Annotated in this window: 25 protein-coding genes and 1 other annotated feature; of the genes, 22 read left to right on the top strand and 3 right to left on the bottom strand. The window is 53.9% G+C overall.

All coding sequences use genetic code 11. The features are described from left to right. Positions 1 to 87 precede the first annotated feature (87 nt). A complete protein-coding gene (locus OCV69_RS10460; RefSeq protein WP_022274462.1) occupies positions 88 to 537 on the bottom strand; it encodes an Hsp20/alpha crystallin family protein in 450 nt (149 codons plus the stop codon). A gap of 293 nt (positions 538 to 830) precedes the next feature. On the opposite strand from OCV69_RS10460, the gene OCV69_RS10465 reads away from it, so the two are divergent. The 3 genes from OCV69_RS10465 (at position 831) to OCV69_RS10475 (ending at position 3,133) form a co-directional block, all read left to right on the top strand. Beyond that, a complete protein-coding gene (locus tag OCV69_RS10465; protein WP_158359041.1) occupies positions 831 to 1,658 on the top strand; it encodes a TrmH family RNA methyltransferase in 828 nt (275 codons plus the stop codon). 21 nt (positions 1,659 to 1,679) lie between these two features. Next, positions 1,680 to 2,267, top strand: coding sequence for an NUDIX hydrolase (locus tag OCV69_RS10470; RefSeq protein ID WP_158359078.1), 588 nt, complete (start codon positions 1,680 to 1,682; stop codon positions 2,265 to 2,267). Positions 2,268 to 2,386: 119 nt separating this feature from the next. Next, on the top strand, positions 2,387 to 3,133 hold the full coding sequence (locus tag OCV69_RS10475; protein ID WP_022274464.1) for an SDR family NAD(P)-dependent oxidoreductase: 747 nt from the start codon (positions 2,387 to 2,389) through the stop codon (positions 3,131 to 3,133). A gap of 81 nt (positions 3,134 to 3,214) precedes the next feature. On the opposite strand, the gene OCV69_RS10480 is transcribed toward OCV69_RS10475, so the two are convergent. Next, entirely contained in the window at positions 3,215 to 4,930 is a 1,716-nt protein-coding gene (locus OCV69_RS10480) for a carbon starvation CstA family protein (RefSeq protein ID WP_158359039.1), read from the bottom strand. A gap of 381 nt (positions 4,931 to 5,311) precedes the next feature. On the opposite strand from OCV69_RS10480, the gene OCV69_RS10485 reads away from it, so the two are divergent. Together OCV69_RS10485 and OCV69_RS10490 are read left to right on the top strand one after the other, a co-directional pair. After that, positions 5,312 to 6,742: an amino acid permease gene (locus OCV69_RS10485; protein WP_022274466.1), complete on the top strand. Its 1,431-nt coding sequence runs from the start codon at positions 5,312 to 5,314 to the stop codon at positions 6,740 to 6,742. 149 nt (positions 6,743 to 6,891) lie between these two features. Beyond that, positions 6,892 to 8,106, top strand: a complete 1,215-nt coding sequence (locus OCV69_RS10490) for a sodium ion-translocating decarboxylase subunit beta (protein WP_158359037.1) — start codon at positions 6,892 to 6,894, stop codon at positions 8,104 to 8,106. A gap of 18 nt (positions 8,107 to 8,124) precedes the next feature. Here OCV69_RS10490 and OCV69_RS10495 read toward each other — a convergent pair whose 3' ends face one another. Next, positions 8,125 to 9,987, bottom strand: a complete 1,863-nt coding sequence (locus OCV69_RS10495) for an ATP-dependent nuclease (protein ID WP_158359035.1) — start codon at positions 9,985 to 9,987, stop codon at positions 8,125 to 8,127. 173 nt (positions 9,988 to 10,160) lie between these two features. Beyond that, positions 10,161 to 10,403 (top strand) — a binding site (T-box leader). Between the two features lie 170 nt (positions 10,404 to 10,573). Here OCV69_RS10495 and OCV69_RS10500 point away from each other — a divergent pair. The 17 genes from OCV69_RS10500 (at position 10,574) to OCV69_RS10580 (ending at position 26,098) form a co-directional block, all read left to right on the top strand. Next, positions 10,574 to 11,677, top strand: a complete 1,104-nt coding sequence (locus tag OCV69_RS10500; RefSeq protein ID WP_158359033.1) for an ABC transporter substrate-binding protein — start codon at positions 10,574 to 10,576, stop codon at positions 11,675 to 11,677. Positions 11,678 to 11,759: 82 nt separating this feature from the next. Beyond that, complete coding sequence (locus OCV69_RS10505; protein WP_158359031.1) at positions 11,760 to 12,674, top strand: ABC transporter permease; 915 nt, start codon at positions 11,760 to 11,762, stop codon at positions 12,672 to 12,674. Next, positions 12,668 to 13,474 (top strand): ABC transporter ATP-binding protein, encoded by an 807-nt coding sequence (locus OCV69_RS10510; RefSeq protein ID WP_158359029.1) that lies wholly within the window; start codon positions 12,668 to 12,670, stop codon positions 13,472 to 13,474. Before OCV69_RS10505 ends, OCV69_RS10510 begins: the two co-directional genes overlap by 7 nt. A 10-nt stretch (positions 13,475 to 13,484) precedes the next feature. Beyond that, positions 13,485 to 13,586 carry a hypothetical protein gene (locus OCV69_RS10515; RefSeq protein WP_262563093.1) on the top strand — a complete coding sequence of 34 codons (102 nt, stop codon included), beginning with the start codon at positions 13,485 to 13,487 and terminating at the stop codon, positions 13,584 to 13,586. Positions 13,587 to 13,793: 207 nt separating this feature from the next. Beyond that, a complete protein-coding gene (locus tag OCV69_RS10520; RefSeq protein WP_262563094.1) occupies positions 13,794 to 14,612 on the top strand; it encodes a SagB/ThcOx family dehydrogenase in 819 nt (272 codons plus the stop codon). Next, positions 14,612 to 15,067, top strand: a complete 456-nt coding sequence (locus tag OCV69_RS10525; protein ID WP_158359027.1) for a type II secretion system protein — start codon at positions 14,612 to 14,614, stop codon at positions 15,065 to 15,067. The genes OCV69_RS10520 and OCV69_RS10525 overlap by 1 nt, the downstream gene beginning before the upstream one ends. A gap of 98 nt (positions 15,068 to 15,165) precedes the next feature. After that, complete coding sequence (locus OCV69_RS10530; protein WP_158359025.1) at positions 15,166 to 16,512, top strand: dicarboxylate/amino acid:cation symporter; 1,347 nt, start codon at positions 15,166 to 15,168, stop codon at positions 16,510 to 16,512. 182 nt (positions 16,513 to 16,694) lie between these two features. Beyond that, the gene (locus tag OCV69_RS10535; protein ID WP_022274474.1) at positions 16,695 to 16,988 is read left to right on the top strand and encodes a nucleotidyltransferase family protein; all 294 of its coding nucleotides are present in this window, start codon (positions 16,695 to 16,697) and stop codon (positions 16,986 to 16,988) included. Next, positions 16,975 to 17,379 (top strand): HI0074 family nucleotidyltransferase substrate-binding subunit, encoded by a 405-nt coding sequence (locus OCV69_RS10540; protein ID WP_158359023.1) that lies wholly within the window; start codon positions 16,975 to 16,977, stop codon positions 17,377 to 17,379. The genes OCV69_RS10535 and OCV69_RS10540 overlap by 14 nt, the downstream gene beginning before the upstream one ends. 156 nt (positions 17,380 to 17,535) lie before the next feature. Then, positions 17,536 to 18,192 carry an HD domain-containing protein gene (locus tag OCV69_RS10545; protein ID WP_158359022.1) on the top strand — a complete coding sequence of 219 codons (657 nt, stop codon included), beginning with the start codon at positions 17,536 to 17,538 and terminating at the stop codon, positions 18,190 to 18,192. Positions 18,193 to 18,233: 41 nt separating this feature from the next. Further along, positions 18,234 to 19,232, top strand: a complete 999-nt coding sequence (locus OCV69_RS10550; RefSeq protein WP_158359020.1) for a tRNA dihydrouridine synthase — start codon at positions 18,234 to 18,236, stop codon at positions 19,230 to 19,232. Next, positions 19,222 to 19,620, top strand: coding sequence for a PaaI family thioesterase (locus OCV69_RS10555; protein ID WP_158359018.1), 399 nt, complete (start codon positions 19,222 to 19,224; stop codon positions 19,618 to 19,620). Before OCV69_RS10550 ends, OCV69_RS10555 begins: the two co-directional genes overlap by 11 nt. Positions 19,621 to 20,020: 400 nt before the next feature. Then, the gene (gene abc-f / locus OCV69_RS10560; RefSeq protein ID WP_158359016.1) at positions 20,021 to 21,553 is read left to right on the top strand and encodes a ribosomal protection-like ABC-F family protein; all 1,533 of its coding nucleotides are present in this window, start codon (positions 20,021 to 20,023) and stop codon (positions 21,551 to 21,553) included. 67 nt (positions 21,554 to 21,620) lie between these two features. Continuing rightward, on the top strand, positions 21,621 to 22,352 hold the full coding sequence (locus tag OCV69_RS10565) for a polysaccharide deacetylase family protein (RefSeq protein ID WP_158359015.1): 732 nt from the start codon (positions 21,621 to 21,623) through the stop codon (positions 22,350 to 22,352). Positions 22,353 to 22,362: 10 nt separating this feature from the next. Continuing rightward, positions 22,363 to 23,691 carry an AAA family ATPase gene (locus OCV69_RS10570; RefSeq protein ID WP_158359013.1) on the top strand — a complete coding sequence of 443 codons (1,329 nt, stop codon included), beginning with the start codon at positions 22,363 to 22,365 and terminating at the stop codon, positions 23,689 to 23,691. Between the two features lie 198 nt (positions 23,692 to 23,889). Continuing rightward, entirely contained in the window at positions 23,890 to 25,299 is a 1,410-nt protein-coding gene (gene rho, locus OCV69_RS10575) for a transcription termination factor Rho (RefSeq protein ID WP_158359012.1), read from the top strand. Positions 25,300 to 25,321: 22 nt separating this feature from the next. After that, a complete protein-coding gene (locus tag OCV69_RS10580) occupies positions 25,322 to 26,098 on the top strand; it encodes an IclR family transcriptional regulator (protein WP_158359011.1) in 777 nt (258 codons plus the stop codon). Positions 26,099 to 26,170: the final 72 nt, after the last annotated feature.

The raw sequence follows: 26,170 nt of genomic DNA on the forward strand, positions 1-26,170 counted from the left end.
GCTGGGAACAGCCTTTTCCGGCTCCTGGTCATATAGAAAGAGGGCCACTGCCAGTCTGCAGCGGCCCTCTGGGCTTTCCGACCTTCATCATCCTTCAATGGCGATGTAATTGGGTGTTTCCACCTTCTTCTGCTCCTCCTCTTTGGGAACAGACAGGGAAAGGATCCCGTTTTCAAATCTGGCTGTTATATCCTCCTGCTTTACGTTCTCGCCCACATAAAAGCTCCGGCTCATGGCTCCGGCGTACCGTTCACGGCGGATATAGCGGCCTTCCTTATCCTTTTCGTCCTTATCCAGGCCCTTGGAGGCGCTTATGGTCAGACAGCCGTCCTTTAACTCAGCATGGATTTCATCCTTCTTAAAGCCCGGAAGATCAATGTCGATCACATACCGGCCATCCGCTTCTTTAATATCGGTCTTCATGACTCTGGAGGCGTTCTTTCCGTACAGCGGACTGCGTTTTCCAAAGAATTCATCGTTAAAGGAATCCATCATTTCATCAAATAAGTTTTCACCAAAGATGCTGGGCATCAGCATAAATCATTCCTCCATTCTATATGTCAATTTACTGCTGGTCACAAATAAGTTTCTGGAACCGGAGGCGGCAGGAACCAGGCCGGACGTTTGAAGTCCTTTTTCTGTTTTGCCCTCCTCTTTTGTTCTATCTGTAATATAGCACACATTATTAGCACTGTCAAGAGTCGAGTGCTAATTATTTTGTGAAAAAAGTATGAAGTCAGCTGACCATGACGGCCCGTGATCCTTCAGGCATTTGACATCCCGCTTCCGGGACCGTATAATATTTCCATAAGAAAAGAGGAGGACCGATTATGCCAGATATAAGAGAGATCACAGATCTGTCGGCTCCGGAGCTGGACATTTATGCCAGGCTCTCTGAGGGCCAGCTGCTTCACTATTACGAACCGGATACGGGCCTTTTTATTGCTGAAAGCCCCAAGGTCATCAGCCGGGCCCTGGATGCCGGATATGAGCCGGTGTCCCTTTTAATGGAGCCGGAGCATGTGGAGGGAGAAGCCAGAGAGGTGGTCTCCCGGTGCGGCGGTATCCCCGTCTATACGGCAGAGGCCAGGATCCTTACGGAGCTTACGGGCTTTCAGCTGACCAGGGGTGTCCTCTGCGCCATGCGGCGGCGGAGGCTGCCGGATGCGGCTTCCCTCTGCGCTGGGGCCAGACGGGTGGCGGTCCTGGAAAACGTCATGAATCCCACCAATGTGGGGGCCATTTTCCGGTCTGCGGCCGCCCTGGGCATGGACGCGGTGCTCCTGACGCCGGGATGCAGCGATCCTCTGTACCGGCGGGCCGCACGGGTCAGCATGGGCACAGTGTTCCAGGTGCCCTGGACTTTTTTTGACCGGCAGCAGTGTCCGTGGCCGGAGAGGGGGATGGAGGTCTTAAGGGAGCTGGGGTTTAAGACGGCCGCCATGGCCTTAAAAAAAGATTCGGTGAGCATCGGCGATCCGGCCCTCCTGGCAGAGGAGCGGCTGGCGGTGGTGCTGGGGACCGAGGGAGACGGTCTGGCGGCGGAGACCATTGCAGACTGCGACTATACGGTGATGATCCCCATGGCCCACGGGGTGGATTCTCTCAATGTGGCGGCGGCGTCAGCCGTGGCCTTCTGGGAGCTGGGGAAAAGATAAGGAGGTGGGGCGATGACCGAAATGGAGCTGAGAGAGGAGATCCGTCGTTATGAGCCCTTCAATGAACAGGAACGGGAGGATAAGAAGGAGATCCTGCGGCAGATGGAACAGGCAGACCATATCCTGACCAGGGACAACCGGAACGCCCATATCACGGTCTCTGCATGGATCATGGACAGGGACCGGAAAAAGGTCCTGATGGCATACCACAATCTTTACCAGTCGTGGGCATGGCTTGGGGGCCATGCAGACGGGGACGCCGATCTGAAGGCGGTGGCGCTGAAGGAGATCCGGGAGGAAAGCGGGCTGGAATCCGTCCGGTTCGTGACAGAGGATATTTTCTCCCTGGAGATCCTTACGGTTGACGGCCACGAAAAACGGGGAAGCTACGTGCCGTCGCATCTGCATCTGAACGTGACCTATCTGCTGGAGGCGGACCCAGAGCTTCCGCTGCGGATCAAGGAGGACGAAAACAGTGAGATCGGGTGGATCGGTGTGGAGGAAATCCAAAGAAGATCCACGGAAAAATGGTTTGTGGAACGGATCTACTCCAAATTATGCAAGAAGGCCCAGAGCCTGAGGAATGGAAAGCTGGCGATTCCGGAATGAACGATTAAGAGGGAACGCCTGGAAAAATTTCAGCTTTGTGACAAGATCACGGAAAATTTCCGGAAAAACGGTTATGATAAGAACATAAAGAAAAACATCAACCCAGGGAGGGCGGATATATGAGATTAAAGGATAAGGTTGCTATCATAACCGGCGGAAGCCGCGGGATCGGCTTTGCCACAGCAGAAAGATTTTTACAGGAGGGCGCCAAGGTCATTATCACAGCCAGCTCCGAGGAGAATGCGAAGAAAAGCGCAGCCCGCTTAAAGGAGCTATATCCGGATTCCGTGGTGGACGGGATCAGTCCCAACCTTTCCAGCCTGGAATCGGTACGGAAGGAATTTAAGAAGGTAACAGAAAAATACGGCTGCGTGGATATCCTGGTGAACAATGCAGGAGTCTCCGAAAGCACGCCCTTTACGGAATACACGGAAGAGACATACGACCGTGTCATGGATCTGAACGTGAAGGGGATCTTCACAGCCACCCGGGCGGCCAGCGAATGTATGATCGCCAAGGGAAGCGGAGTGATCCTTTCCACCTCGTCCATGGTCAGTATTTCCGGCCAGGCCAGCGGCCTGGCATACCCCACCTCCAAGTTTGCCGTCAACGGACTTACCGTATCCCTGGCCCGGGAGCTGGGCCCCAGGGGGATCCGCGTCAACGCGGTGGCTCCGGGGATCACGGAGACGGATATGATGAAGGCGGTGCCAAAAGAGGTGATGGATCCGCTGGTGCGGCAGATCCCCCTGCGCCGTCTGGGCAAGCCCGAGGACATTGCCAACGCCTTTGTGTTCCTGGCTTCAGAGGAAGCGTCCTACATCACAGGCGTGGTCTTAAGCGTGGATGGGATGGCAAGATCATAAGCAAAATGAAAAAGGCCGGTCCCGGTCCGGAAACCCTGATCTGTGGTTTCCAGAGCCGGAACCGGCTTCTTTTATGTATGTTTATGATGCGGCGGCCGGAGCCGTCTTTTCGGAATTATGCCTGGAGGCGAAGTAGGCCCGCAGGGAGTTTACGACGATGATCAGGCCTAAGAGCATTAAAAGGATGGCGATGATCAGCTGGAGTCCCTCCACCATGAAGGTGGCGGAGCCGGAGGCAAAGGCAGTTACCAGCGCTTTGGTCCTCTGTACCAGGGCAGTGGTGGTGACGCAGAGCATGATGGCCAGCGGCGGGAACAGCATCTTGTTGCTGCGGCCAGTGACCTTCATGAATACGCACAGGGTCACCAGGACCAGGGCAGATAATAACTGGTTGGCAGATCCGAACAGCGGCCAGATGTTGGAATATCCGATCCGGGTCAGGACAAAGCCGAAGAACAGGGTCAGCAGGGTGGAAACGTATTTGTTGCAGATGAACTTTCTCCAGCCTTCGGCGTGCTCCATGTCATCCACAGAGAACAGCTCCTGTAAGCTCATACGGCCGATCCTGGCAACGGCGTCCAGGCTTGTGAGGGCCAGGGCGGAAACGCACATGGTCATGAAGCACTGGGCAATGTACATGGGAACGCCGAACATCTGGAAGAAGCCTGCCACGCCGTTTGAAAAGATCTGGAACGGAGTTCCGGCAGCGGGAGTTCCGTCGGCTCCGGCGGCAGCACCTGCCACGCAGAGGGCCAGTACGGCTAAAAGGCTTTCCAGGACCATGGCTCCGTAGCCCACTTTTAACATATCCTTTTCGTTGGCCACGGTCTTTGAGGACGTGCCGGAGGATACCAGGCTGTGGAAGCCGGAAACAGCTCCGCAGGCAACGGTGACGAACAGGATCGGGAACATGTCTCCCAGCTTTTCATTATGGAAGCCGGTGTACATGGGCAGGTTCATGGATGGATGGGCCACGAAAAGACCCAGCACAGCTCCGGCGATCATGCCGATGAACATATAGGTGGTCATGATGTCACGGGGCTGCTTTAAAAGCCACATGGGAAGGACTGCTGCAAAAAAGATATAAATAAAGGTAATGTAGGTCCAGGCCTCTTTTCCGGCGGTGATGGGGGCCATCATTCCAAGAGCCAGGGCAGCTACGGTGCAGGCAAGGCCCAGGATCGTCTCCTTCCAGCCGGTAAAATGGAGGCGTGTCTGCAATACGCCAAAAAGCATGGCAAAAACAATGAATAATAAGGAAATGGTCCCGGCTGCGCCGTTGGTCTTTGCCGCTTCGGACAGGCTGGTCACGCCGTCCACGGTCTGGTAGGCGTTGAAGGTCCCGGCCACCATGTCGGCAAAGGCCGCGATCACCAGCCAGGTGAAGAGCCAGCAGAATACCAGGAACAGCTTCCGGCCCAGCCTGCCGATGTATTTTTCAATCAGAAGTCCCATGGACTTACCATCATTTTTTACGCTCACATAAAGAGCACCGAAGTCTGTGACGGCTCCAAAGAAGACGCCGCCGATGAGGATCCATAAAAGAACGGGGACCCATCCGAAAACGGCCGCCTGGATGGCTCCGGTCACAGGGCCGGCTCCGGCGATGGAGGAAAACTGATGGCTGAAAACGGTCCAGCCGTCTGTGGGGACGTAGTCCTGTCCGTCTGCGTGAACGACTGCCGGTGTTTTGGCTTTCGGGTCGATGCCCCATTTCTTTGCAAGAAAGCGGCCATACAGCACATAGGCGGAGGCCAGGCAGATCGCGGAGATGAGGACGATTACAAGTGTGTTCATAATTATTCTCTCCTTGTTAGTATTTATAAGTAAATACTATAATCCTGTAAAGAGATAAAGTCAATAAATCTGGTGAAGAACATGAGAAAATCGTCGTTTTTATGATAAAATGATGAAAAACAGTTGGAAATTTATATAAATTTAATAATGTTTATAAAAAAGATATAATGTATAAATATACTAGACATAACCAAAGGGAATAGTAATAACAAAAGAAAAAACCAGTCCGCAGAATCCATATAAATCATAGAATAATTTTTGGTTTTTTGTGCATAATATTCAAGTATATAAAATTTCAACAAATTCGTTTGGAATTTAACAAGAACTGTGCTATAATGCATTTCGTTGCACAAATACAAAAAAGAAAAGGAAGGTTACACAATGGAAAATTCTAAGAAAATGACCTGGTATACCTTAGCCTTTATGGCGTTTTCCACAGTCTGGGGATTCGGAAACGTTCTGAACGGCTTCGTATACTTCAATGGTATCCAGGTTATCTTCAGCTGGGTAATGATGTTTGCCCTTTACTTTGTTCCCTACGCGCTCATGGTTGGTGAGCTGGGCTCCGCTTTCAAGAACTCCGGCGGCGGCGTAAGCTCCTGGATCCACGAAACCATCAGCCCGAAATTTGCATATTATGCCGGCTGGACCTACTGGGCATGCCACGTTACTTATATCGCAAGTAAGGGCAGCGGCGGATTAAAGGCTTTAAGCTGGATGGTATTCCAGAACGGAACTACCTACGATACATTCCCGACCATTGCTGTACAGTTAGCGACTCTGGCAGTTCTCCTGTTCTTCAGCTGGGTAGCAAGCCGCGGCTTAAACCCGCTTAAGAAGCTGGCTACCATTGCCGGAACCAGTATGTTCGTAATGTCCATCCTGTACATCCTTATGATGTTTGCCGCTCCGGTGATCAATCCCAACGCAGAGTATGTGACAATGGAATTCACCAAAGAGGCACTGATCCCGAAGTTCAACGTGGGTTACTTCACTTCCCTGTCCATCCTGGTATTCGCAGTGGGCGGATGTGAGAAGATCTCCCCGTATGTAAATAAGGTAAAGGATCCGTCCAAGGGATTCCCGAAGGGTATGATCGCTCTGGCCGTTATGGTCATGGTATGTGCGATCCTGGGAACCATCGCCATGGGCAAGATGTTCGATCCGACCATCATCAACGAGAGCAAGGAAAGCTTCAACTCCTACGTTTCCAACGGCTCCTACTGGGCATTCCAGAAGTTAGGTGAGTACTACGGCGTAGGCAACGCTCTGCTGATCATCTACGCAGCCTGCAACGCCATCGGACAGTTCTCCACTCTTGTTTTAAGTATCGACGCTCCGCTTCGTATGCTTCTTGACAATGAGGATGCAAGACAGTTCGTTCCCACCAAGCTGTTAAAGAAGAACGACAAGGGCGCATACATCAACGGTATCTGGATGGTTGTGGCTCTTTCCGGAAGTATCATCCTGATCCAGTCCTTCGTACCGGGCGCAGCTGCTGTATTAACACAGTTAAATAAGCTGAACTCCGTAACCATGCCGCTCCGTTACCTGTGGGTATTTGCCGCTTACATTGCCTTAAGAAAGGCTGCCGGCAAGTTCCATCCGGAGTACCGCTTCGTGAAGAACCAGGGCATCGCTCTGACCGCAGGCGTATGGTGCTTCTTCGTAACGGCTGCATGCTGTCTCCTTGGTATGTATGTGGAAGGCGATATGGCCTCCACAGCCTTAAACGTAATCACTCCCTTCGTTCTTACTGCTCTGGGACTGATCCTTCCGGAGATCAAGAAGAGAGAAAAAACAAACGCTTAACTGGAAATAAAATAACTTGTATTGTGCGTATCCGGCAGCTGGCCCATCCTGGACTGGCTGCCGGTTTTTCCTATATATTTTTGGGGATAGATATGATAAAATAGGATCCATGGAAACAGCTGCGGCAGTCAGAAAAAGGAGGGGAGCCTGTGGATATACAGAAGGATGACCGGAAGGCGTGTGGAAAAGAGCAGACCGGGGACAGAGACTGGAAGGTGACCTTTGAAGGGGGCTTTTACGGCCAGAGGGGCCGCCGGGGGATCGAGATCCCGGTGGGAAAGACGTTTTCCTGGGGGAAGGAGATCTGGCATGTTCCGGCGGTGTACCAGTGCGGAAAGGGGCTGGTGGCAGATATCTTTGCGGAGATCGACCCGGAACGGGTGAAGGCCTTTTTAGAACGGTACCGGGATCTGGAGGAGGACAGGCTGACGGAGGAGGAGCAGGAGCGGATCCAGCAGGAAAGTCCTCTGGAAACGGGCTTCCAGCCGGAGATCGTACTGAACGGAAGGAAGCTTCGGGGAGTGGAGGGAAACGGGCTCTGCTGGCTCCCGGAATCCTGCCGGGAAATGGATGCCGGGGCTCTGGATGATGGGCCGGCAGAGGAATATCCGGAACTGGATAATGACGGGGATCCAGTGGAGGATCCGGCAGCGGAGAAGTACCTGGCAGCAGACCCATATGAAGAGGAGCGGAGGCTCCTGGAGCATTACGGACTGGATCCGGCGAAGGCCTGGTCCATCAACCGCTGGAGCTTTTCCTGGGCTACAAAGCGGCCGCCAAAGCTCCGGTCCCTGAGCCTTACCATGAAGCGGGACCGGGTCTGTGTTCCGGGCATCCGCTTTACAGTTCGGGGGCCGGGAGACCAGATCTCCTTTATCCATCCCTCCACAGGAGAGCGTCATGTGCTGACGGTCCTGGAATACCAGGAGGAGGAGATGGACCGGAAGGCCTTTGAAGCGCCGGAGGATATGGAACAGGAAGAGAGACGGAGGCTTCTCCGGCGTATGGGGGAGTGGGAGTATCCCACCCACCTGGCGGCCATGACCTACGCCGTAAGCCCAGAGATTTCCAGGAGAGAGCTGCAGATCCGGGACTGCGGCGGCGACCGTCCCCGGAGGATCCTGCCCAGGGAGACGGAGGACCGGTTCCTTCCGGAGGCGAAGAATGATGTGTGTGTCATGGCAGGAGCCAGCGCCATCGGGATCATCGGCGGAGCCGACGGGCCCACGGCCATTTTCATGGCGGGGAAGGGAGAGCCGCGTTGCACCTTTTCCTCCCTGTATTTTGAACCGGGAAAGCCGGTGGAATGGCGGATGCGGTTTTATGAGAAGCGGGTGGAGGATCTGGAAGTGAGGCTTTTATAAAAGAAGGGCGGGGAACAGTCAGTGCTGTTTCCCGCTCTTTCTGCTGTCAAAGTATGGAAAGCTGTCGATGGCGTCTAAGATATCCTTAAAATCATCCCTGGGAGCCAGGCGGATGTAGGCCTTTAAGATCTCCTGCTCCCGGGAGCGGAAGGGGCCGTAAAAGATATCGTACAGGTTGTGGCCCCGCAGGTGGATGCGGATCTCCTCCATATGGTCCTTCATATCCTCCGGGGAAGTGAAGTCCCGGCCCAGGGCCTTTATGAGCTTCTGGCCGCTGGTGAGCCGGTGGAGATATTCACGCCATTTTTTGTACAGGGTCTCGTAAAAGGCTTCCTCGCTTTCCACAATGCCCAGCTGTGCCATGATCTCCGGGTCAAAGAAGTAGTTTTCAAAGGAATAATATTTCAGGATCAGCACGTTCCTTCTGGTGACTCTAGGGAGCCGGTCCACGTCCTCGGCATTCCGCGCGTCATAATACCGGCAGAGCTGCCCCGCCAGCTCCTCCGGATCCTTTCCATCCCCGTCCCGGATCATCAGGAACTGGTCCCGGATATAGACCTGGTTCATATATTTTAAATTGGCGTAGGTCTTGATGTTGGTACAGCTGTTGGTGGTGATGATGGAAATGCGGGAGAGCCGTCCCTCCTGGTCCCGGATCTCAGAGTAGTAGTTTTCCAGCAGCAGGGGAAGCCGGGACTTATCCTGCTTTCCTTCCACAATAAAAACGAAGCTCACGTTCATCAGATCGCTGGCCCCGTAGCCCAGATCGTCCAGGATCCGGCCCAGATCGGTCTTTTCCCGGATCACGGAATACATGTCGTCGTCTAAGACCACCTGGCGGATCTGGCGGGCCGTGAAATTGAACAGAAGATCCGGCGAATGGGTCTGGAAGATCACCTGGTTTTTTAAGGAAAGGCGGTACAGGATCTCACAGCACATTTTCTGGAGCTGGGGATGGAGAAAGATCTCCGGGTCCTCCACCAGGATGATGCTGGGGATCCGGTCCGGCTCGGCCACATACGTTTCCAGGAGAGACAGCATGTAGATGCTCCGCATGCCTTTGCCCAGGTATTCCACCGGAGTCTCTGTCCCCCTTTTTTCATTGCAGGCCGTGACCGTAACGGAAAACATCTGGTCCGTGTCACAGCTTATGGAGCAGCGGATCTCTTCATAGCCGCCGTTTTTCAGGAAGTTTTCACTGAGCTTTTTGGAAAAGCTGCTGAAATTCAGCTGATAGATCTTATATTCCAGGAGCCTGGCAGTCTCCACTGCGGAAAGCTCCGCAGGCTTTTTCTGGTCGATGAGGCCGATGCAGCGGAAGCAGTGGCTGCATGCCTTGGCCGGATCGAAGATACAGGAGCCGGAGCGGAGCTTTCTGAGCTGCCGGTCTTCCTGGAACATGAGGAGGTCATTCTGGAGCTGTCTTAAGTCCCGGTCGGCAGTGATCCGGTAGATCCTGGGGAGGACCATGGGGATATAGGGATTGTTTTTCCGGGAAATATCCTCGTAGCGGACCTTTCCGTCTTTATTTACATGGAAGGTAAAGCAAAGCTCTCCCTGGGAGAAGGAAGGAAGACGCTCGCCGAAGACCCGCCTCCACACCTCATACCGCCGGTACTGGCTGACGATGCCCATGCGGTGGAACAGGGCCAGATCCTCGCCGCTGATGGAAAAGGAGGCGTCGATGCGGATGGCCTGTTCCCTTTCATTAAAATCAGCCTCCTGGACCTGGTAGCAGCCGCAGACGGCGCAGACCGCGTCCAGGACCGAGGTCTTCCCTGTATTGTTTTTTCCCACCAGGATCAGGGCCCGGTCAATGTCCCGGATCTCCATGTCCCGGATGGACTTGAAATTGTGGATGTGAAGATAAGTCAGCTGCATGCTCCGCCCTCCCTGTAAAAGTTCTTCCTTTTGCCCCTAGTATAATCCAGCCGGAGGCATGTGGCAATAGAAAACGTCTGCGCTGCGGGGCGGTCTGGCAGATAATTTGGAAAAAATCAAAAAAAGGGTTGACATTTGCTTTAAAGTGGCATAGAATACAGACACAGAAATAAGAGAAACCGATGAGAAAGAGGAGTAAGCCTTCTTCTGATATCACAGAGAGCTGCAGGCGGTGGGATTGCAGTATGGAAGGGATCGCTGAATGGACTTTCGAGGGCGGCCTGAAATGAAAAGAGTAGGAGCTGCCGGGAACCAAACCCGTTATCAATGAGGGATGCATGGTAGTGCATTGAAAGTGGACATTTATGTCAATTTGAGTGGTACCGCGATTATAAACGATTATAACCGTCTCAAGCGAAAGGGCTTGAGGCGGTTTTTGTGTTATAGGAACATGGGTTCCATGACATAAAAGCGTTCCGCAAGGATCGTCATGGGGCGGAAGAGGATTCTGCCGCAGACGCGTACCGCCGCTGGTTTCCCGTTTCTGAAATGCGAAAAAAATTTAAGAGCATGGAGGAGAAAGACTATGAAGAAAAAAATGATGAGCGCAGTGATGGCAGCAGCAGTGGCAGCGGCATTTTTAGGAGGCTGCGGAGGAAAGGAAACGTCAGCCAGCCCAGAGGCCGGCGGGGCGAAGGCAGAGGAAACAACGGCCCAGGGGTCAAAGGAGACAAAAGAGGAGAAGACCGGCGGTGCCGGAGAAAATACAGAGGCTGGAAACGCAGACAGCGGGGAATATACCGTGGCCGTTGTAAAGCAGATGGACCACGCGTCCCTGGACGAGATCGCTGCCGCTGTCTGTGAGGAGCTGGATGCCCTGGCAGAAAAGAACGGGGTTTCCATCCAGTATGAGGTATATTCCGGTCAGGGAGACCAGTCGGTGCTGACCCAGATCGGGACCCAGGTGATCTCCGGGCAGGTGGATGCGGTGATCCCCATTGCCACCCTGGCAGCCCAGGTCATGGCCACCTGTGCTGAGGATACGAAGACCCCGGTGGTCTATGCGGCCATCTCCGATCCGGAGGCAGCGGAAATGACGGACATTGATTATGTGACCGGAACCTCCGACGCCCTGAATACAAAGTTCATCCTGGATATGATGCTGGCCCAGGATCCGGAGGTGAAAAAGGTCGGACTCCTTTATTCCTTATCTGAGGATAACTCCAAAACGCCCATCGCTGAGGCAAAGGCGTATCTGGAGGAAAAGGGGATCGGATACACAGAGAAAACGGCCAACACCAACGACGAGGTGATCACAGCGGCCAGCGCCCTGATCGCAGAGGACGTGGACGCCATCTTTACACCCACCGACAACGTGATCATGTCCGCAGAGCTGGCGATCTATGAGAGCCTGGCCGAGGCAGGGATCCCCCACTACACCGGGGCCGACTCCTTCGTAAGGAACGGCGCCTTTGCCACCTGCGGCGTCAACTATACAGACCTGGGCCATGAGACGGCGGACCTGGCTTATACGGCCATGACGGAGGGCATGGATTCCCTGGAGGACTTTTATCTGGCCGAGGGCGGGATCATCACTGTGAACACCGAAACAGCCCAGGCTCTGGGGATCGATTATTCCGTATTTAAGGACATGGGAACTCTGGTGGAGGTAGGCACCACAGAGGATTAAAGAAAGCGGCTGCCGGGGGCCTGTACAGAATGGGCGCAGGCTCCCAGGCAGAAAATAAAGAGTATGGAAGGATGGGAAAGATATGCTTTATGTGGTTCAGACAGCCCTGGAGCTGGGATTTATGTATGCCCTGGTGGCCATGGCCCTGTTTTTAAGCTACCGGATCCTGGATATCGCAGATATGACCACAGACAGTGGATTCGTTCTGGGAGCAGCCGTATCGGTGACCTGCGCGGCGGCCGGCCATCCGGTGCTGGCGGTTTTTGCAGCCATGGCGGCGGGAGCCTGCGCCGGTTATGTGACAGCGTTTTTGCAGACCAGGATGGGCGTACCGTCGATCCTGGCCGGGATCATCACCAATACGGGGCTCTACACCGTGAATCTTATGGTCATGGGCTGGAGCTCCAATGTGAGCCTCTTAAAGCAGGATACCATGTTCACACTGTTCAGGGACCTGGGAATCGGAGGCGGATTTTATAAGCTGATCCTGGCGGGCGGCATCACCATGTTTGCCGGAGCCGCCCTGGTATGGTTTCTGGGCACCCGGCTGGGCTTAAGCATCCGCGCCACCGGAGACAACCGGGATATGGTGCGGGCGTCGTCGGTGAACCCGGTGTTTACCATTACTGTGGGACTCTGTATCTCCAACGCCTTAACGGCCCTTTCGGGAGCTGTGGTGGGCCAGTACCAGAAATCGGCGGATATCAACAGCGGAGCCGGGATCGTGGTCATTGGCCTGGCCTGCCTCATCATCGGAGAGACTGTACTGGACCGCCGCTCCATGGGAAGAAATGTGGCGGCAGCTGTGACCGGGAGCATTCTGTACCGCTTCCTTTATGCCATGATCCTTAAGACCTCCATCGTTCCCATCGAGTGTCTGAAGCTGGTGACAGCGGTGGTGGTGGCCCTGGCCATTGCCTCCCCGTCCTTAAGAGAGTGGGCAGGACTTCAGAAAAAGAAAGCGGAAGCGAAGAAAAGGAGGGGACAGTCATGCTAAAGCTGGACCATATCAAAAAGACCTTTAATCCGGGGACGGTCAACGAAAAGGCGGCCATCCGGGATCTGTCCCTCCACCTGGAGCCGGGGGATTTTGCCACGGTCATCGGCTCCAACGGCGCAGGCAAGTCCACCATGTTCGCAGCCATTGCCGGGAGCTTTATTACGGATTCCGGTTCCATTACCTTAAACGGGAAGGACATTACCTTTGCGCCCGAGTACCAGAGGAGCCGCGTCATCGGCCGTCTCTTCCAGGACCCCTTAAAGGGGACGGCTCCCCATATGACCATTGAGGAAAACCTGTCCCTGGCGTATCTGCGGGCGTCCAGAGGAAGCATCCCCTTCAGCCGGATCTCAAAAAAGGATAAGGAATTTTTCAGAGAGCAGCTTTCCATGCTGGACATGGGGCTGGAGGACCGGATGAAGCAGCCGGTGGGCCTTTTATCCGGCGGCCAGCGCCAGGCCCTGACCCTTCTTATGGCCACCATGGTGCCCCCGCTCTTACTGCTGTTGGATGAGCATACAGCGGCCCTGGATCCGGCCACGGCGGAAAAGGTGCTGGAGCTGACGAAAAAGATCGTGGCAAAAAAACATACCACCTGTCTGATGGTCACCCACAATATGCAGCAGGCCCTGACCATGGGAAACCGGACGCTGATGATGGACGATGGCCGGATCGTGTTCGATGTGAAGGGAGAGGAGCGGTCCCGCATGACTGTGCCGGATCTTCTGGAGAAGTTCCGCATCGGAGCTGGAAAGGAGCTTGATAACGACCGGATCCTTTTGTCGGCGGAGGACTGATCCTGCCGGAATGCATTGGGATCTATATAAAATCCGACCGGTGGGAGCCATGCTGTCCAATACGGTGACGCCCGACGGCTATACGGTCGGAAGCGACGGGGCATGGATCTAAACAGATGAAAATATAGGAAACCGGCGCGGGGGCTGCGGCCTTTCGCGCCGGTTCCTGCTTACAGGTTTAGGTGGCGGAGCGGACGGGGCTGTGGTATACTTTTATCATGGAATACAGGAGCTGAGGGCAGCAGCAGAGCAGCGCCTGTGGGAGGAACCGGAAGATCTTACCGGAGCGATCCGGAAATATAAAAGGGAGGAAACACCTATGATAGAACAGGAAATGAAAGCGCGTATTGAAAGAAGCAGGGAACTGATCGACTGGTCCAGGGAGGAATACCAGTCGGATCAGACCTTAAAAAAGCCCCAGCCGCCTCTGGTGAAGGCGCCCATGACGGAAAACAGTCTGGAGCTTCCGAAAAACTTCGGGGATCTGCCCATGGACAAGAGCTTTTTACGGATCCTCCACGACCGGAGGAGTAACCGGGTATTTACCGGCGGCTCCATGGACCTTCTGACCCTGTCCTTTCTTTTGTGGGCCCAGCAGGGGATCCGGGGCATCCGCGGGAACAATTACGCCACTCTGCGGACCGTGCCCAGCGCCGGTTCCAGGCATCCCTTTGAGTGCTATCCGCTGATCCTCAATGTGGAGGGCTTGGAGCCAGGGCTTTATCATTACCTTCCCATGGAGCACAGGCTGGAGTTTTTAAAGTCTGCGGACATAAAGGACGAGGCCTTTGCAGACCGGGTGGTCCAGTCGGTGAGCCGCCAGAAATGGGTCTTAAAGTCCAGCGTGATCTTTTATTACAGCATCGTGCCCTACCGCGGCGAATGGAGATACGCTTTTAATGCGCCCAGGGTCATGATGATCGACGCCGGCCATGTGACAGAAAACCTGTATCTGGCCTGCAGCGCCTTAGATCTGGGGACCTGTGCCATTGCGGCCATGGATTCTCCGGCGGCCTCAGAGATGTTCGGCCTGGATGGAAAGGAAGAATATATTTTCTACTGTGCGCCTGTTGGGACCGTGTCAGAGGAAAATGAGGCTGCGGAGCAGGCCTTTTATGCATTTTTAAAAGAAAAATAATGGAAAGCACGCAGATACGAAAGAAAAGATCCTGTAAAGGGTACACTCTGGTGGAGCTGATGGCCGTCATCGCCATTATGGCGGCGCTGGCGGCGGTCTCCGCCGGAATTTACTCCGGCTATGTGGAACGGGCCAGGGAGGCAGAGCTGTATGAAACGGCGGAGCAGATCAAAAATGCCCTGGCCATATGTGAGGCCCAGTATGGAGAAGCCGGAGGCTCGGACGCGTCGGTGTTCTGGAGCAAGGCATTTTTGGTGCCGCCCAATCATCGGGACAGCGTCCTGTATCCCTATGTGGGAGCAATGACAGAGGACTGTACCGGCTATTCCCTGAAGATAAAACGGAATGAGGAAGGGCGATATTTTATTGCTGGTTTTACGTATTCCACGGAAGAATATGAGGTCACATGGAAGAAAAATGATGGGATCACGGTGAAAAAACGGGGGAAATCTTAAAAAATCATTAAAAAAATATAAAATTCTCCTTGCTAAATAAAATGAATACGGGTATAATGTGGAAGATTTAGGCAAAAATAAGATTGAGGAGAAGCGACATGGAGAATCAAAAGAAAACCACCAATTCACTTGCCAGAAGAATGGGAATTTCTCTTATCTGCGGTCTTGCGGCCGGTCTTCTGCTGATGATGTTAAGAGAGAACCTGAACAGCTCCGGCCAGGAGGCCGTCTGGAAGACCATCAACAATATCCTGTTCCAGGATATTACAGCCGCAGGTGCGGAAAAAGACCTGGGCCTTTTTTATATCTTGGGTCAGCTGTTCATCCGCTCGCTGCAGCTTGTGATCGTACCCATGGTATTTACATCCATTACCCTTGCCATTGGCCAGATCTCTGATACGAGAGCCCTTGGAAGGATCTCCTTTAAGACCATTGGCGGATTCCTGGTATGCTCGGCAATGGCCCTGGTCCTGGCATGCGGAGCCGGATATATGATTTACAGCGCCGGCCTTTTTAACATCCAGGTGGATGGTCTGGAGGGACAGGCCGGATCCACCGGTGCCAATCCGTTAAATGTGATCTTAAGCGTGGTGCCGTCCAACGTTGCGGCGACCTTTTCCAGCAATACCTCTGTACTGGCCATTGTATTTCTGGCCGTAACCCTGGGACTGTGCATGAATGCCCTGGGAGAGGAAAGGACCTCTGTATTAAAGAAGCTGATCACAGAGATCAACGACATTGTCGTGGTATTTTTAAACTATGTGGTTACGAAGTTCGGTCCCATTGCCATTTTTGTCCTGCTGTCCAGGACCTTTGCCATCTATGGCATCCACCATCTGAAGCCGGCCATGACGTATGTGGTGGCAACGACCATCCTTTTGCTGGCCTTCCTGTTTGTGGGCTATCCGCTGTTTGTGGCAGTCAGCACCAGGTTAAATCCGTTTAAGTTTGCCAGCAAGATCTTAAAGGTGGCGGTTTTCGGCTTTTCCACTTCATCCAGTGCAGCTACCCTGCCTCTCAATGTGAAGACTACGGTGGAGGAGCTGGGCGTGGACGAAAAGATCGCCTCTTTCGTTCTCCCGCTGGGAATGACCATCAACATGAACGGTACGGCCATCATGCAGGTGGTTGCGACTCTGTTTGTCGCCGGCTGCGCCGGATATGACGTGACCTTTGGCCAGCTTGTGGTGGTGGCTCTGCTGGTGCTGATCGCATCGGTGGGGACCCCGGCTGCACCGGGAGCGGGAGCCATCATCCTGTTCACGATCCTGTCCGGCCTGGGCTATGTAAATGACAGCGCGCTTCTGGCGTACAGCCTGATCTTAGCCATCAACCGGCCCATCGAAATGCTCTTAACAGCTTTAAACGTGGTGGGAGATTCTGCCGCCAGCATCTATGTTGCGAAATCAGAAGGGATGCTGGACGAAACGAAATATAATGCATAGATAGAAAAAGAAGGGCGCCGCCTGGTCACTGGTATGGGATCGGGCGGCATCCTTTTTTAAATTTATTTGTTTCTTGATATAATTTCAGTTATACTAATAGATATAAGAAGTGATGCCGTAATATTGGCGATGCAATAAGATGTATTCCAGCAGAGAAAATAGTGGAAAGGATGCATGATCATATGGAAGGAACTGGAATCAGGCAGCAGGTGGTTGATGAAATACGGAGCCTGGCCCAAAAATATGAAGTGAGAAAAGTGATTTTATTCGGTTCAAGGGCCCGGGGAGATTTCAGAGAAAAAAGTGATATAGATCTGGCAGTCGAGGGCGGCGATTTTATCCGGTTTTCCATTGATGTGAATGAAGATACATCAACGCTTTTGAAGTTTGATATAGTGGATCTGGATGAAAAGATCCAAGAGGAACTGATGGAATCGATTCAGAGAGAGGGAAGGGTGCTGTATGAAAAAATTTGATCATTTTAAATCAAATTTGAATGTGCTGGCGTTGGCGGATCAGGAGGACCTGACAAATGAGTTTATTATTGGCGGGATCATAGATAAATTTTTTATTCAGTTCGAGCTTGGCTGGAAGGTTCTGAAAGAGCTGCTGAGCTATGAGGGACAGAGCATTTCCGCCAGCGGCTCACCTAAAATGATATTAAAAACAGCATTTACTATATATGATTTTATCGACGAAAATGTCTGGCTGGAAATGCTGAGAGCGAGAAATGACATGACGCATATTTATGACGCATTGGCGGCCAGACGTTTAGTTGACGCAGTTTTGCAGCGGTATATCCCGGAGTTTCAAAAAATGAAAGAGGGAATCGAATCTTTTTATAAGGATGAACTAAATAATCTGTAGAAAACGGCTGTCTATGCAGATAAAATCTTCTTCTGCGATTTTACCTGGAATTTACAAATTCATTACCAGAATACGGTTGACGGAGGCCTCAAAATCCTGTATGTTGGAGAGGTGACGAGAAGAGAGAAGAAAAGAAGAGATAAGAGGAGAAAAGAATTGACGTATAAGGACATCCGGGAGAACAGAGAGGTTCTCGCATATTTGAAAAAAGGAAACGATAATCTTGGGACCATGGGCTTTACGGACCACTCCGGAGCCCACTGCGCCATGGTGGCGGAGCGGGCGGCCATGATCCTTGAAAAATTTGGATACAGCGAGCATGACCGGGAGGTGGCGAAGATCGCCGGCTTCATGCACGATATGGGAAACGCCATCAACCGGCACCGCCATGCAGAATACGGCGCGCTTCTGGCCGAGCAGATCTTATCCAGAACAGACCTGCCTCTGGAGGACCGGGTCACGGTGGTATCCGCCATTGGAAATCATGACGAATCCACCGGAGGGGCCGTGGACGCCATTTCGGCGGCTCTGATCATTGCGGATAAGACCGACGTAAGAAGAAACCGTGTAAGGAATAAGGATAAGGCCAGCTTTGATATCCATGACCGGGTCAATTATGCAGTCACTGAGGCAAGGCTTACGGTGTGCCCGGAGAAAAATCTGGTGACACTGGACCTGCAGATCGACGAAAATATCTGCTCCATGCTGGAGTATTTTGAGATCTTCTTAGAGAGGATGCTCATGTGCCGCAGAGCTTCGGAGATGCTGGGCGCCAAGTTTAAGATGACGGCCAATGGAAGCAAGATCGTTTAAGGCGGAAGGCCCGCCGGAAAATGACGGCTGAAAGGAGGAATATGGAGTTTTATTTTGCCCCCATGGAGGGGATCACCAGTTATACATATAGAAATCTGCATCATAGGTTCTTCGGCGGGGTGGAAAAGTATTACACCCCGTTTTTGTCGCCCAGTGCGGAAAACGGCCTGAGCACAAGGGAGTTAAAGGATGTGCTGCCGGAAAATAACGGGGAGATCCGTCCGGTGCCCCAGCTTCTGGTCAATCATCCGGAGGGCTTCCTGAAGGGAGCCAGGCTTTTGCGGGACCTGGGGTACCGGGAGATCAATCTGAATCTGGGCTGTCCGTCGGGAACTGTGACGGCCAAGAAGAAGGGCTCGGGGCTTTTGATGTATCCGGAGGAGCTGGACGCGCTTTTAGACAGGATCTTTTCGGATCCCATGGTGACGGGCGGGGAGATCCTGGTGTCTGTAAAGACCAGGATCGGAAAAAATTCCCCGGAGGAATGGCCGCAGCTCATGGAGATCTATAACCAGTATCCCATTTATGAGCTGACCATCCACCCCAGGATCCAGAAGGACTTTTATAAGAACCACCCGGATCTGGAGGTGTTTTCCAGCGCCCTGGAGGCCAGTAAAAATCCAGTGGTATGTAACGGGGATATTTTTACCGCGGCAGATTACAGACGGTTCCGGGAGCAGTTTCCGGCGGTGGAACGGATCATGCTGGGCCGGGGGCTCATTATGGATCCGGAGCTGGGAGAGAAGCTTTTAAAAATAGAAGCGGAGGAAACCGGTATGGACAGAGTCTGTAAAAGGACGGAGGACGGACCGGATCTGGCCCGCTTAAGGCAGTTCCATGATGCTCTTTTTGAGGCCTACGGGGAGCTGATGAGCGGGGACAGGAACGTGCTGTTCCGCATGAAGGAGCTGTGGGCCCATATGATCGTCCAGTTTCCCCACAGCCCGAAGCTGGAAAAGAGGATCAAAAAATCCACACGCCTTTCTGAATATACGGAGGCGGTGAATGAGCTTTTTAAGGAGGCAGGTCATGGACTATAAGGAACAGATGAAACGGGCCAATGAAAACAATGCGTTTATGATCCATAACGGCGTCCGGGCCGTGGAGCTTTCAGAGACGGCGGCGCGGGTGGAGATGGATCCGGAAAAGACCTCCCTGAATTTCATGGGCGGCGTCCATGCGGGACTGATGTTTCTGATGGCGGAGGCGGCTGCGGGGCTTCTGGTGAGAAACGATGGGAGGACGTGTGTGACCATCGATTCTTCCTTCCGGTTCCTGCGCTCTGCCGGTCCGTCAGAGCCTTTGTATGCGGAGGCCAGGGTCACAAAAAGGGGCCGGACCGTGTCCTTCTGTCATTCCGGCGTTTATGGAAGGGATTCCGGGAAGCTGTTTGCAGAGGGGGATTTTACGTTTTTCTGCCAGGAATAAGGAGGATGCTCCCGCCGTTCCCGCCGGACCGCGCGTTTTCCTGCGCGCCATGGGGAGGCTGTGAAGAGACCGGGGGGCCAGAACGGGGTCCCGGTTGACATCCGGGAGAAAGCGTGCTAGAATGGGCGGTAACTGACAGGAAGGGGTGAAAGGATGAGAAAATAATCTGCTTTTGATGACATGAAACCTTTAAATGGTATTGGGCCGCAGGCTCCATACGTTTTTTTCATGCCGCCAGAAGTGGATTATGTTCTCATAACCCCTTTTTTTCGTGCGTAAATTTACAGATCAATGGCGGGTTGTGGTGCATAATGGAACTGTCTGGCAGCGGGCGGTTCCTTTTTTATGCCTGGAAATGGGATCCGGGCCGTAAGGAGGACCGCAAAAAGGAGGGATTTATATGGCACAGATCCAGGTAAAAGACCTTACATTCTGCTACGACGGAGGCATTGACAATATTTTTGAGGATGTTTCCTTTTCCATCGATACGGACTGGAGACTGGGATTCATCGGAAGGAACGGAAAGGGAAAGACCACGTTTTTAAATCTGCTGCTGGGAAAATACCGATACCAGGGCACCATTGACGCGCCCTCCGGGTTCCGCTATTTTCCCTATCTGGTCACAGAACGCCAGATGGGGATGGAGGCCTGGGAGTTTATAGATGAGCTGGAGGAGGGCTGTGAGCTCTGGCAGGCAGCCCGTGAGCTGGCGGACCTGGGGGAAACGGACGAGATCCTTTACCGGCCCTTCGGCAGCTTAAGTCCGGGAGAACGGACGAAGATCCTTCTGGCTGTCCTGTTTGCCGGGAACGGAGGTTTTTTTCTCATTGACGAGCCCACCAGCCATCTGGACCTGGAGGCCAGGGAAGCGGTACAGACGTACCTGGCGTCAAAAAAGGGCTTTATCCTGGTGTCCCACGACCGGGAGCTTCTGGACGCCTGTACGGATCACTGCCTGGTGCTGAACCGGAGGACCATTGAGGTGATGACCGGGAGCTTTTCTGTCTGGTGGGAAAATAAGACCCGAAAGGACAAGTTTGCTGCATCGGAAAACGAAAAGCACCTGAAGGAGATCCGGAAGCTTAAAGAGGCCTCGGCCCGGGCCGCCGGATGGGCGGATAAGAACGAGCGCACCAAGATCGGCTACGATCCCATCAAGGAGCATGACCGGGGGAATGGATCGCGCAGCTACATCGGAGCTAAAACGAAGAAGATGCAGAGCCGCGTAAAGCAGATGGAAAAACGGATCGGCCGGGAGATCCGGGAGAAGGAGGGACTGCTGAAGGATCTGGAGGTCCCCGCAGATCTGAAGCTCACAAAGCTGTCCCACCACAAGTCGGTGCTTGTGGAAGCCAGGGATTACAGCATACGGTACAGAGACGCCGGGAGGCCGGTTTTTGAAGGGCTGGGCTTTTCCATAGAAAAAGGAGACCGGGCGGCTCTCAGCGGAAGAAACGGCTGTGGAAAATCGACTCTGATCCGGGCGATCCTGGGGAAAAATGGCCAGGGAAGCGGGCTTCTGGATGTGGAGGAGGCCGGCGTCTGCCGGACGGCGGCGGGACTTGTGATCTCCTATATGGGACAGGAGGCCTCAGGCCTTAAGGGGTCCGTCCGGGACCTTTGCCGGGAACGGGGCCTGGACGAAAGCCTGTTTCTGGCGGTCCTGCGCCAGCTGGACTTTGAACGCACCCAGTTCCTTAAAAACATGGAGGATTATTCCGAGGGGCAGAAAAAGAAGGTCCTTCTGGCAGCCAGCCTGGCAACGCCGGCCCATCTTTATATCTGGGACGAGCCTCTCAATTATATCGATGTGTTTTCCAGGATGCAGATCGAAACGCTTCTGCTGGAATACCAGCCCACCATGCTGTTTGTGGAGCATGACGCAGGCTTCTGCCGGAGGATCGCAACGAAGACCATCCGGCTCGACGGCTAGATCCCGGTGCATATGGGGCCTCTGCTGTTTCATATACTGATACGACGAAGGCCCTGGGGGCTTTTTCATGGACAAGAGACTGAAAAAAATGACGGCCATATTTTTCCTGGCGGCTGCGGCTGATCTTTTCCTGGCGGCTGTACTCCTGGCTTCCCTGGCCCGGCAGAGGGCGGAAGGGGCCGCAGCCCCGGGCACGGGACGGGTGGTGGAGGACGGCGGCTGGGACGGGCTGGGAACGGAGGAGGCCGGAGCCGTGGCCCTGACCTTTGACGACGGTCCCAATGCCCGATATACGGAGGCTCTTCTGGACGGCCTTAAGGAGCGGGAGGTCCGGGCATCGTTTTTCCTGGTGGGCCAGTGCATCGAAGGGAACGAGGATACTGTAAGACGGATGGCAGAGGAGGGCCATCTCATCGGCGTCCACTGTATGGAGCACAGGGATCTGACCCGGGAATCGGAGGAAGAGGCAGTACGGCAGCTCATGGACACCGCCGCCATGATCGGAGCCGTCACAGGGAGGATGCCGGAGTATATACGGCCGCCCTTTGGTAAATGGAGCAGCGGACTCCAGGAGGCGGTTCCCATGGAGACGGTGCTCTGGAGTGTGGATTCGCTGGACTGGAAGCTCCAGGATACAGACCGGATCGTGCGGAGGGTCTTAAAGGATACGGAGGACGGGGATATCATCCTGATGCACGATGAATTCCAGACGTCTGTGGAGGCGGCCATGGAGATCATTGACAACCTTCTGGCAAAGGGCTATACTTTTGTTACGGTAGACGAATTAACCATAGATTAAGAGGAAGACCATGGATTTATTTGATTACATGCGGACAAATACAATGGAAAAGGAGGCGCCCCTGGCTTCACGGATGCGGCCGGCGACCCTGGATGAGGTGGTGGGACAGCAGCATATAATAGGAAAGGATAAGCTGCTGTACCGGGCCATCAAGGCTGACAAACTGGGGTCCGTGATCTTTTACGGTCCTCCGGGAACGGGAAAGACCACCCTGGCAAAGGTGATCGCCAATACCACCAGCTCCCGGTTCTGCCAGATCAACGCCACAGTGGCCGGAAAAAAGGATATGGAGGACATTGTAAAGGAGGCCAAGGATGCCCTGGGCATGTATGGGAAGAAGACCATCCTGTTTGTGGATGAGATCCACCGGTTCAATAAGAGCCAGCAGGATTACCTCCTTCCCTTTGTGGAGGACGGTACGGTGACTCTCATCGGAGCCACCACGGAAAATCCCTATTTTGAGGTCAACAACGCCCTTCTTTCCAGGTCCCGGATCTTTGAGCTGAAGCCCCTGGAAAAGCAGGATATCAGAGAACTGGTGCTCCGGGCCGTTTATGATGAGAAAAAGGGCATGGGCGCATACGGGGCGGATATCACCGATGAGGCGGCGGATTTCCTGGCGGATGTGGCCAACGGGGACGCCCGGGCGGCCTTAAACGCTGTGGAGTTGGGGATCCTTACCACGAAGCAGTCGGAGGACGGAAAGGTCCATATCACGCTTCCTGTGGCAGCCGAGTGTATCCAGAAGCGGGCCGTCCGGTATGACAAGGACGGGGACAATCATTACGATACGGTCTCCGCCTTCATAAAGAGCATGCGGGGCTCGGATCCGGACGCGGCCCTTTATTACCTGGCCCGGATGCTGTATGCCGGTGAGGATGTAAAATTCATCGCCAGACGGATCATCATCTGTGCAGCCGAGGATGTGGGGAACGCTGATCCCAACGCCCTTACGGTGGCGGTGAGCGCCGCCCAGGCGGTGGAGCGGATCGGCCTGCCCGAGGGCCAGATCCCTCTGGCCCAGGCGGTGGCCTATGTGGCGACGGCTCCCAAGAGCAACGCGGCCTGCCTGGGGATCTTTAAGGCCATGGAGGCGGTGCGGTCGGAAAAAACGTCTCCGGTGCCCGCCCATCTTCAGGATAAGCATTATAAGGGTGCGGAAAAGCTGGGCCATGGCCTGGGATATAAGTACGCCCACGACTATCCCAGACATTATGTGAAGCAGCAGTATCTTCCCGACGGCATGGAAGACTGTGTGTTTTACGAGCCCACAGAAAATGGGTATGAAAAGCAGATCCGGGAGCACATGGAATGGCTGAAGGGGGAGGATAAGGACTGACGGTCCTTCCCCCGGGGCCTGGCTCCGGAAGAAAATCGAAATTTTTCTTTTCAAGATAGGAAGTTTGAGTTATAATAAAAGCATATCCAGAGCCGGAGGGCATCGCCGGACGGCTGTTATACTTATCTGTCGAATATCTGAAATATCTTGTGAATCCCCAATGATAAACAGCAGAAACAGAAATTAAGGAGAGAATTTATGCGTGAAAAATTAGCAACACTGCCTTTGTCACAGCTTCGCGAGCTGGCAAAGAGTCAGGGAATTAAATACGTGAGCGGACTGAGAAAATCTGAGCTGGTGGACAGGCTGTGCGAGGTGGCAGAAAAGGAAAAAGACGATAAAACAGAGAGCGCGGCTTCCGGCGTCCAGGAACGGACAGCAGGAGACCGCCCGGAGGGGAATGACCGTCCAGCCCGCGTTTATGGAGAACGCCAGGAATCCAAGGGGGATCCAAGAAGCGATCTCCAGGACCTGGACAGCGGCATTGAGGCATACGGGATCCTGGAAGTGATGCCCGACGGATTCGGCTTTATCCGCTGCGAGAATTTCCTTCCCGGAGAAAACGACGTTTACGTGGCTCCCTCCCAGATCCGGCGTTTTAATATGAAGACCGGAGATATGGTACGGGGAAGCAGGAGGGTAAAGACGGCTACGGAAAAATTCGCAGCCCTTCTTTATGTGACCTCCATCAACGGATATCCCACCTATGTGGTGGAGCGCCGGCCAAACTTTGAGGATCTGACTCCCATCTTCCCCAACCGGAGACTGAGCCTGGAGGTAAAGAATGGAAGAAACACCACGGCCATGCGGGTCATGGATCTTCTGGCCCCCATCGGAAAGGGGCAGAGAGGCATGATCGTATCCCCGCCAAAAGCCGGCAAGACAACTCTTTTAAAGCAGGTGGCAAAGGCCGTGACCACCAACCACCCGGATATGCATCTGATCATCCTTCTGATCGACGAGCGTCCCGAGGAAGTTACGGATATTAAGGAATCGGTCATCGGCCCCAATGTGGAGGTGATCTATTCCACCTTTGACGAGCTGCCGGAGCGCCATAAAAGGGTTTCCGAAATGGTCATCGAGCGAGCCAAGCGCCTGGTGGAGCATGGCCGGGATGTGATGATCCTGTTAGACAGCATGACCCGCCTTGCCAGGGCCTATAACCTGGTGGTCCCGCCCAGCGGAAGGACGCTTTCCGGCGGTCTGGATCCGGCGGCCCTCCATATGCCCAAGCGGTTCTTCGGAGCGGCCAGGAATATGAGAGAGGGCGGAAGCCTGACGATCCTTGCCACAGCCCTGGTGGATACAGGAAGCCGTATGGACGATGTGATCTATGAGGAATTCAAGGGAACCGGAAATATGGAGCTGGTCCTGGATCGGAAGCTTTCCGAAAAGCGGATCTTCCCGGCCATCGATATCTTAAAATCCGGAACCCGCCGGGACGACCTCCTGCTGACGCCGGAGGAGGCGGAGGCTGTGGATTCCATCCGCAAGGCTACCAGCTCCATGAAGGCCGACGACGCGGTGGAGAAGGTCCTGGATCAGTTCGCCCGGACCAAGTCCAACCGGGAGTTCGTGGACGTCATAAAGAAAATCAGACTTTTTTAATTGCCCGGAGGAAGATCGTATCATGGAAGAAGAATCAAAAAATCCCATACAGGTGGCGGAGAAGCTGTTCCGGGTCATCGAGCTTCTGGCAGAAAATGGCCCTATGGGGATCATGGAGCTGAGCGCTTCCCTGGGATTTCATAAGAGCACGGTACACAGGCTGGTGGCGTCCTTACAGTATATGGGTTATATCCGCCAGGACGAGGAATCCCTAAAATATTACTTGTCCCTGAAATTCTTAGAGATCGGCAGCCGGATCCTGGAGCAGACCAGTATGGCGGCTTTGATCCATCCGTCGTTAAAGCGTCTGTCGGAGCAGACGGGTGAGACGGTCCACCTGGTGAAGCGGGAAGGGACGGAGGCGGTCTATATCGACAAGGTGGAATCCTTCGCCAGCTCCATCCGTATGGTATCCCGGGTGGGTAGCCGGATCCCTCTTTACTGTTCCGGCGTGGGAAAGGCCCTGCTGGCGGAGCTGACGGACCGGGAGATCGGAGAGATCTGGAAAAATTCCCGGATCCGGAAGCTGACGCCCAGGACCATCACAGAGCTTCCCGTTCTCATGGAACGGGTGGAGCAGGTACGGAAAGACGGATATGCGGTGGACGATGAAGAAAACGAGGAGGGCGTCCGCTGCATCGCCGCCAGTCTCAGGGATTACCACAAGGATCCCGTATACGCACTGAGTATTTCGGCCCCGGCCAACCGTATGACCGACCAGCGGATCCTGGAGCTTAAGGAGTATGTGCTGGCCTTCCGGCAGGAGCTGTCCCGGAGCCTGGGGCTGGCCGGAAAGTAGAAGTAAGCCCAGGCGGAAGGGAATTATGCCGCAGAAGCGGCCCGCCGCAGGCGAGCTTCTTTCTTGATACAC

Source organism: Alitiscatomonas aceti, assembly GCF_025567195.1.
Taxonomy (GTDB): domain Bacteria; phylum Bacillota; class Clostridia; order Lachnospirales; family Lachnospiraceae; genus Alitiscatomonas; species Alitiscatomonas aceti.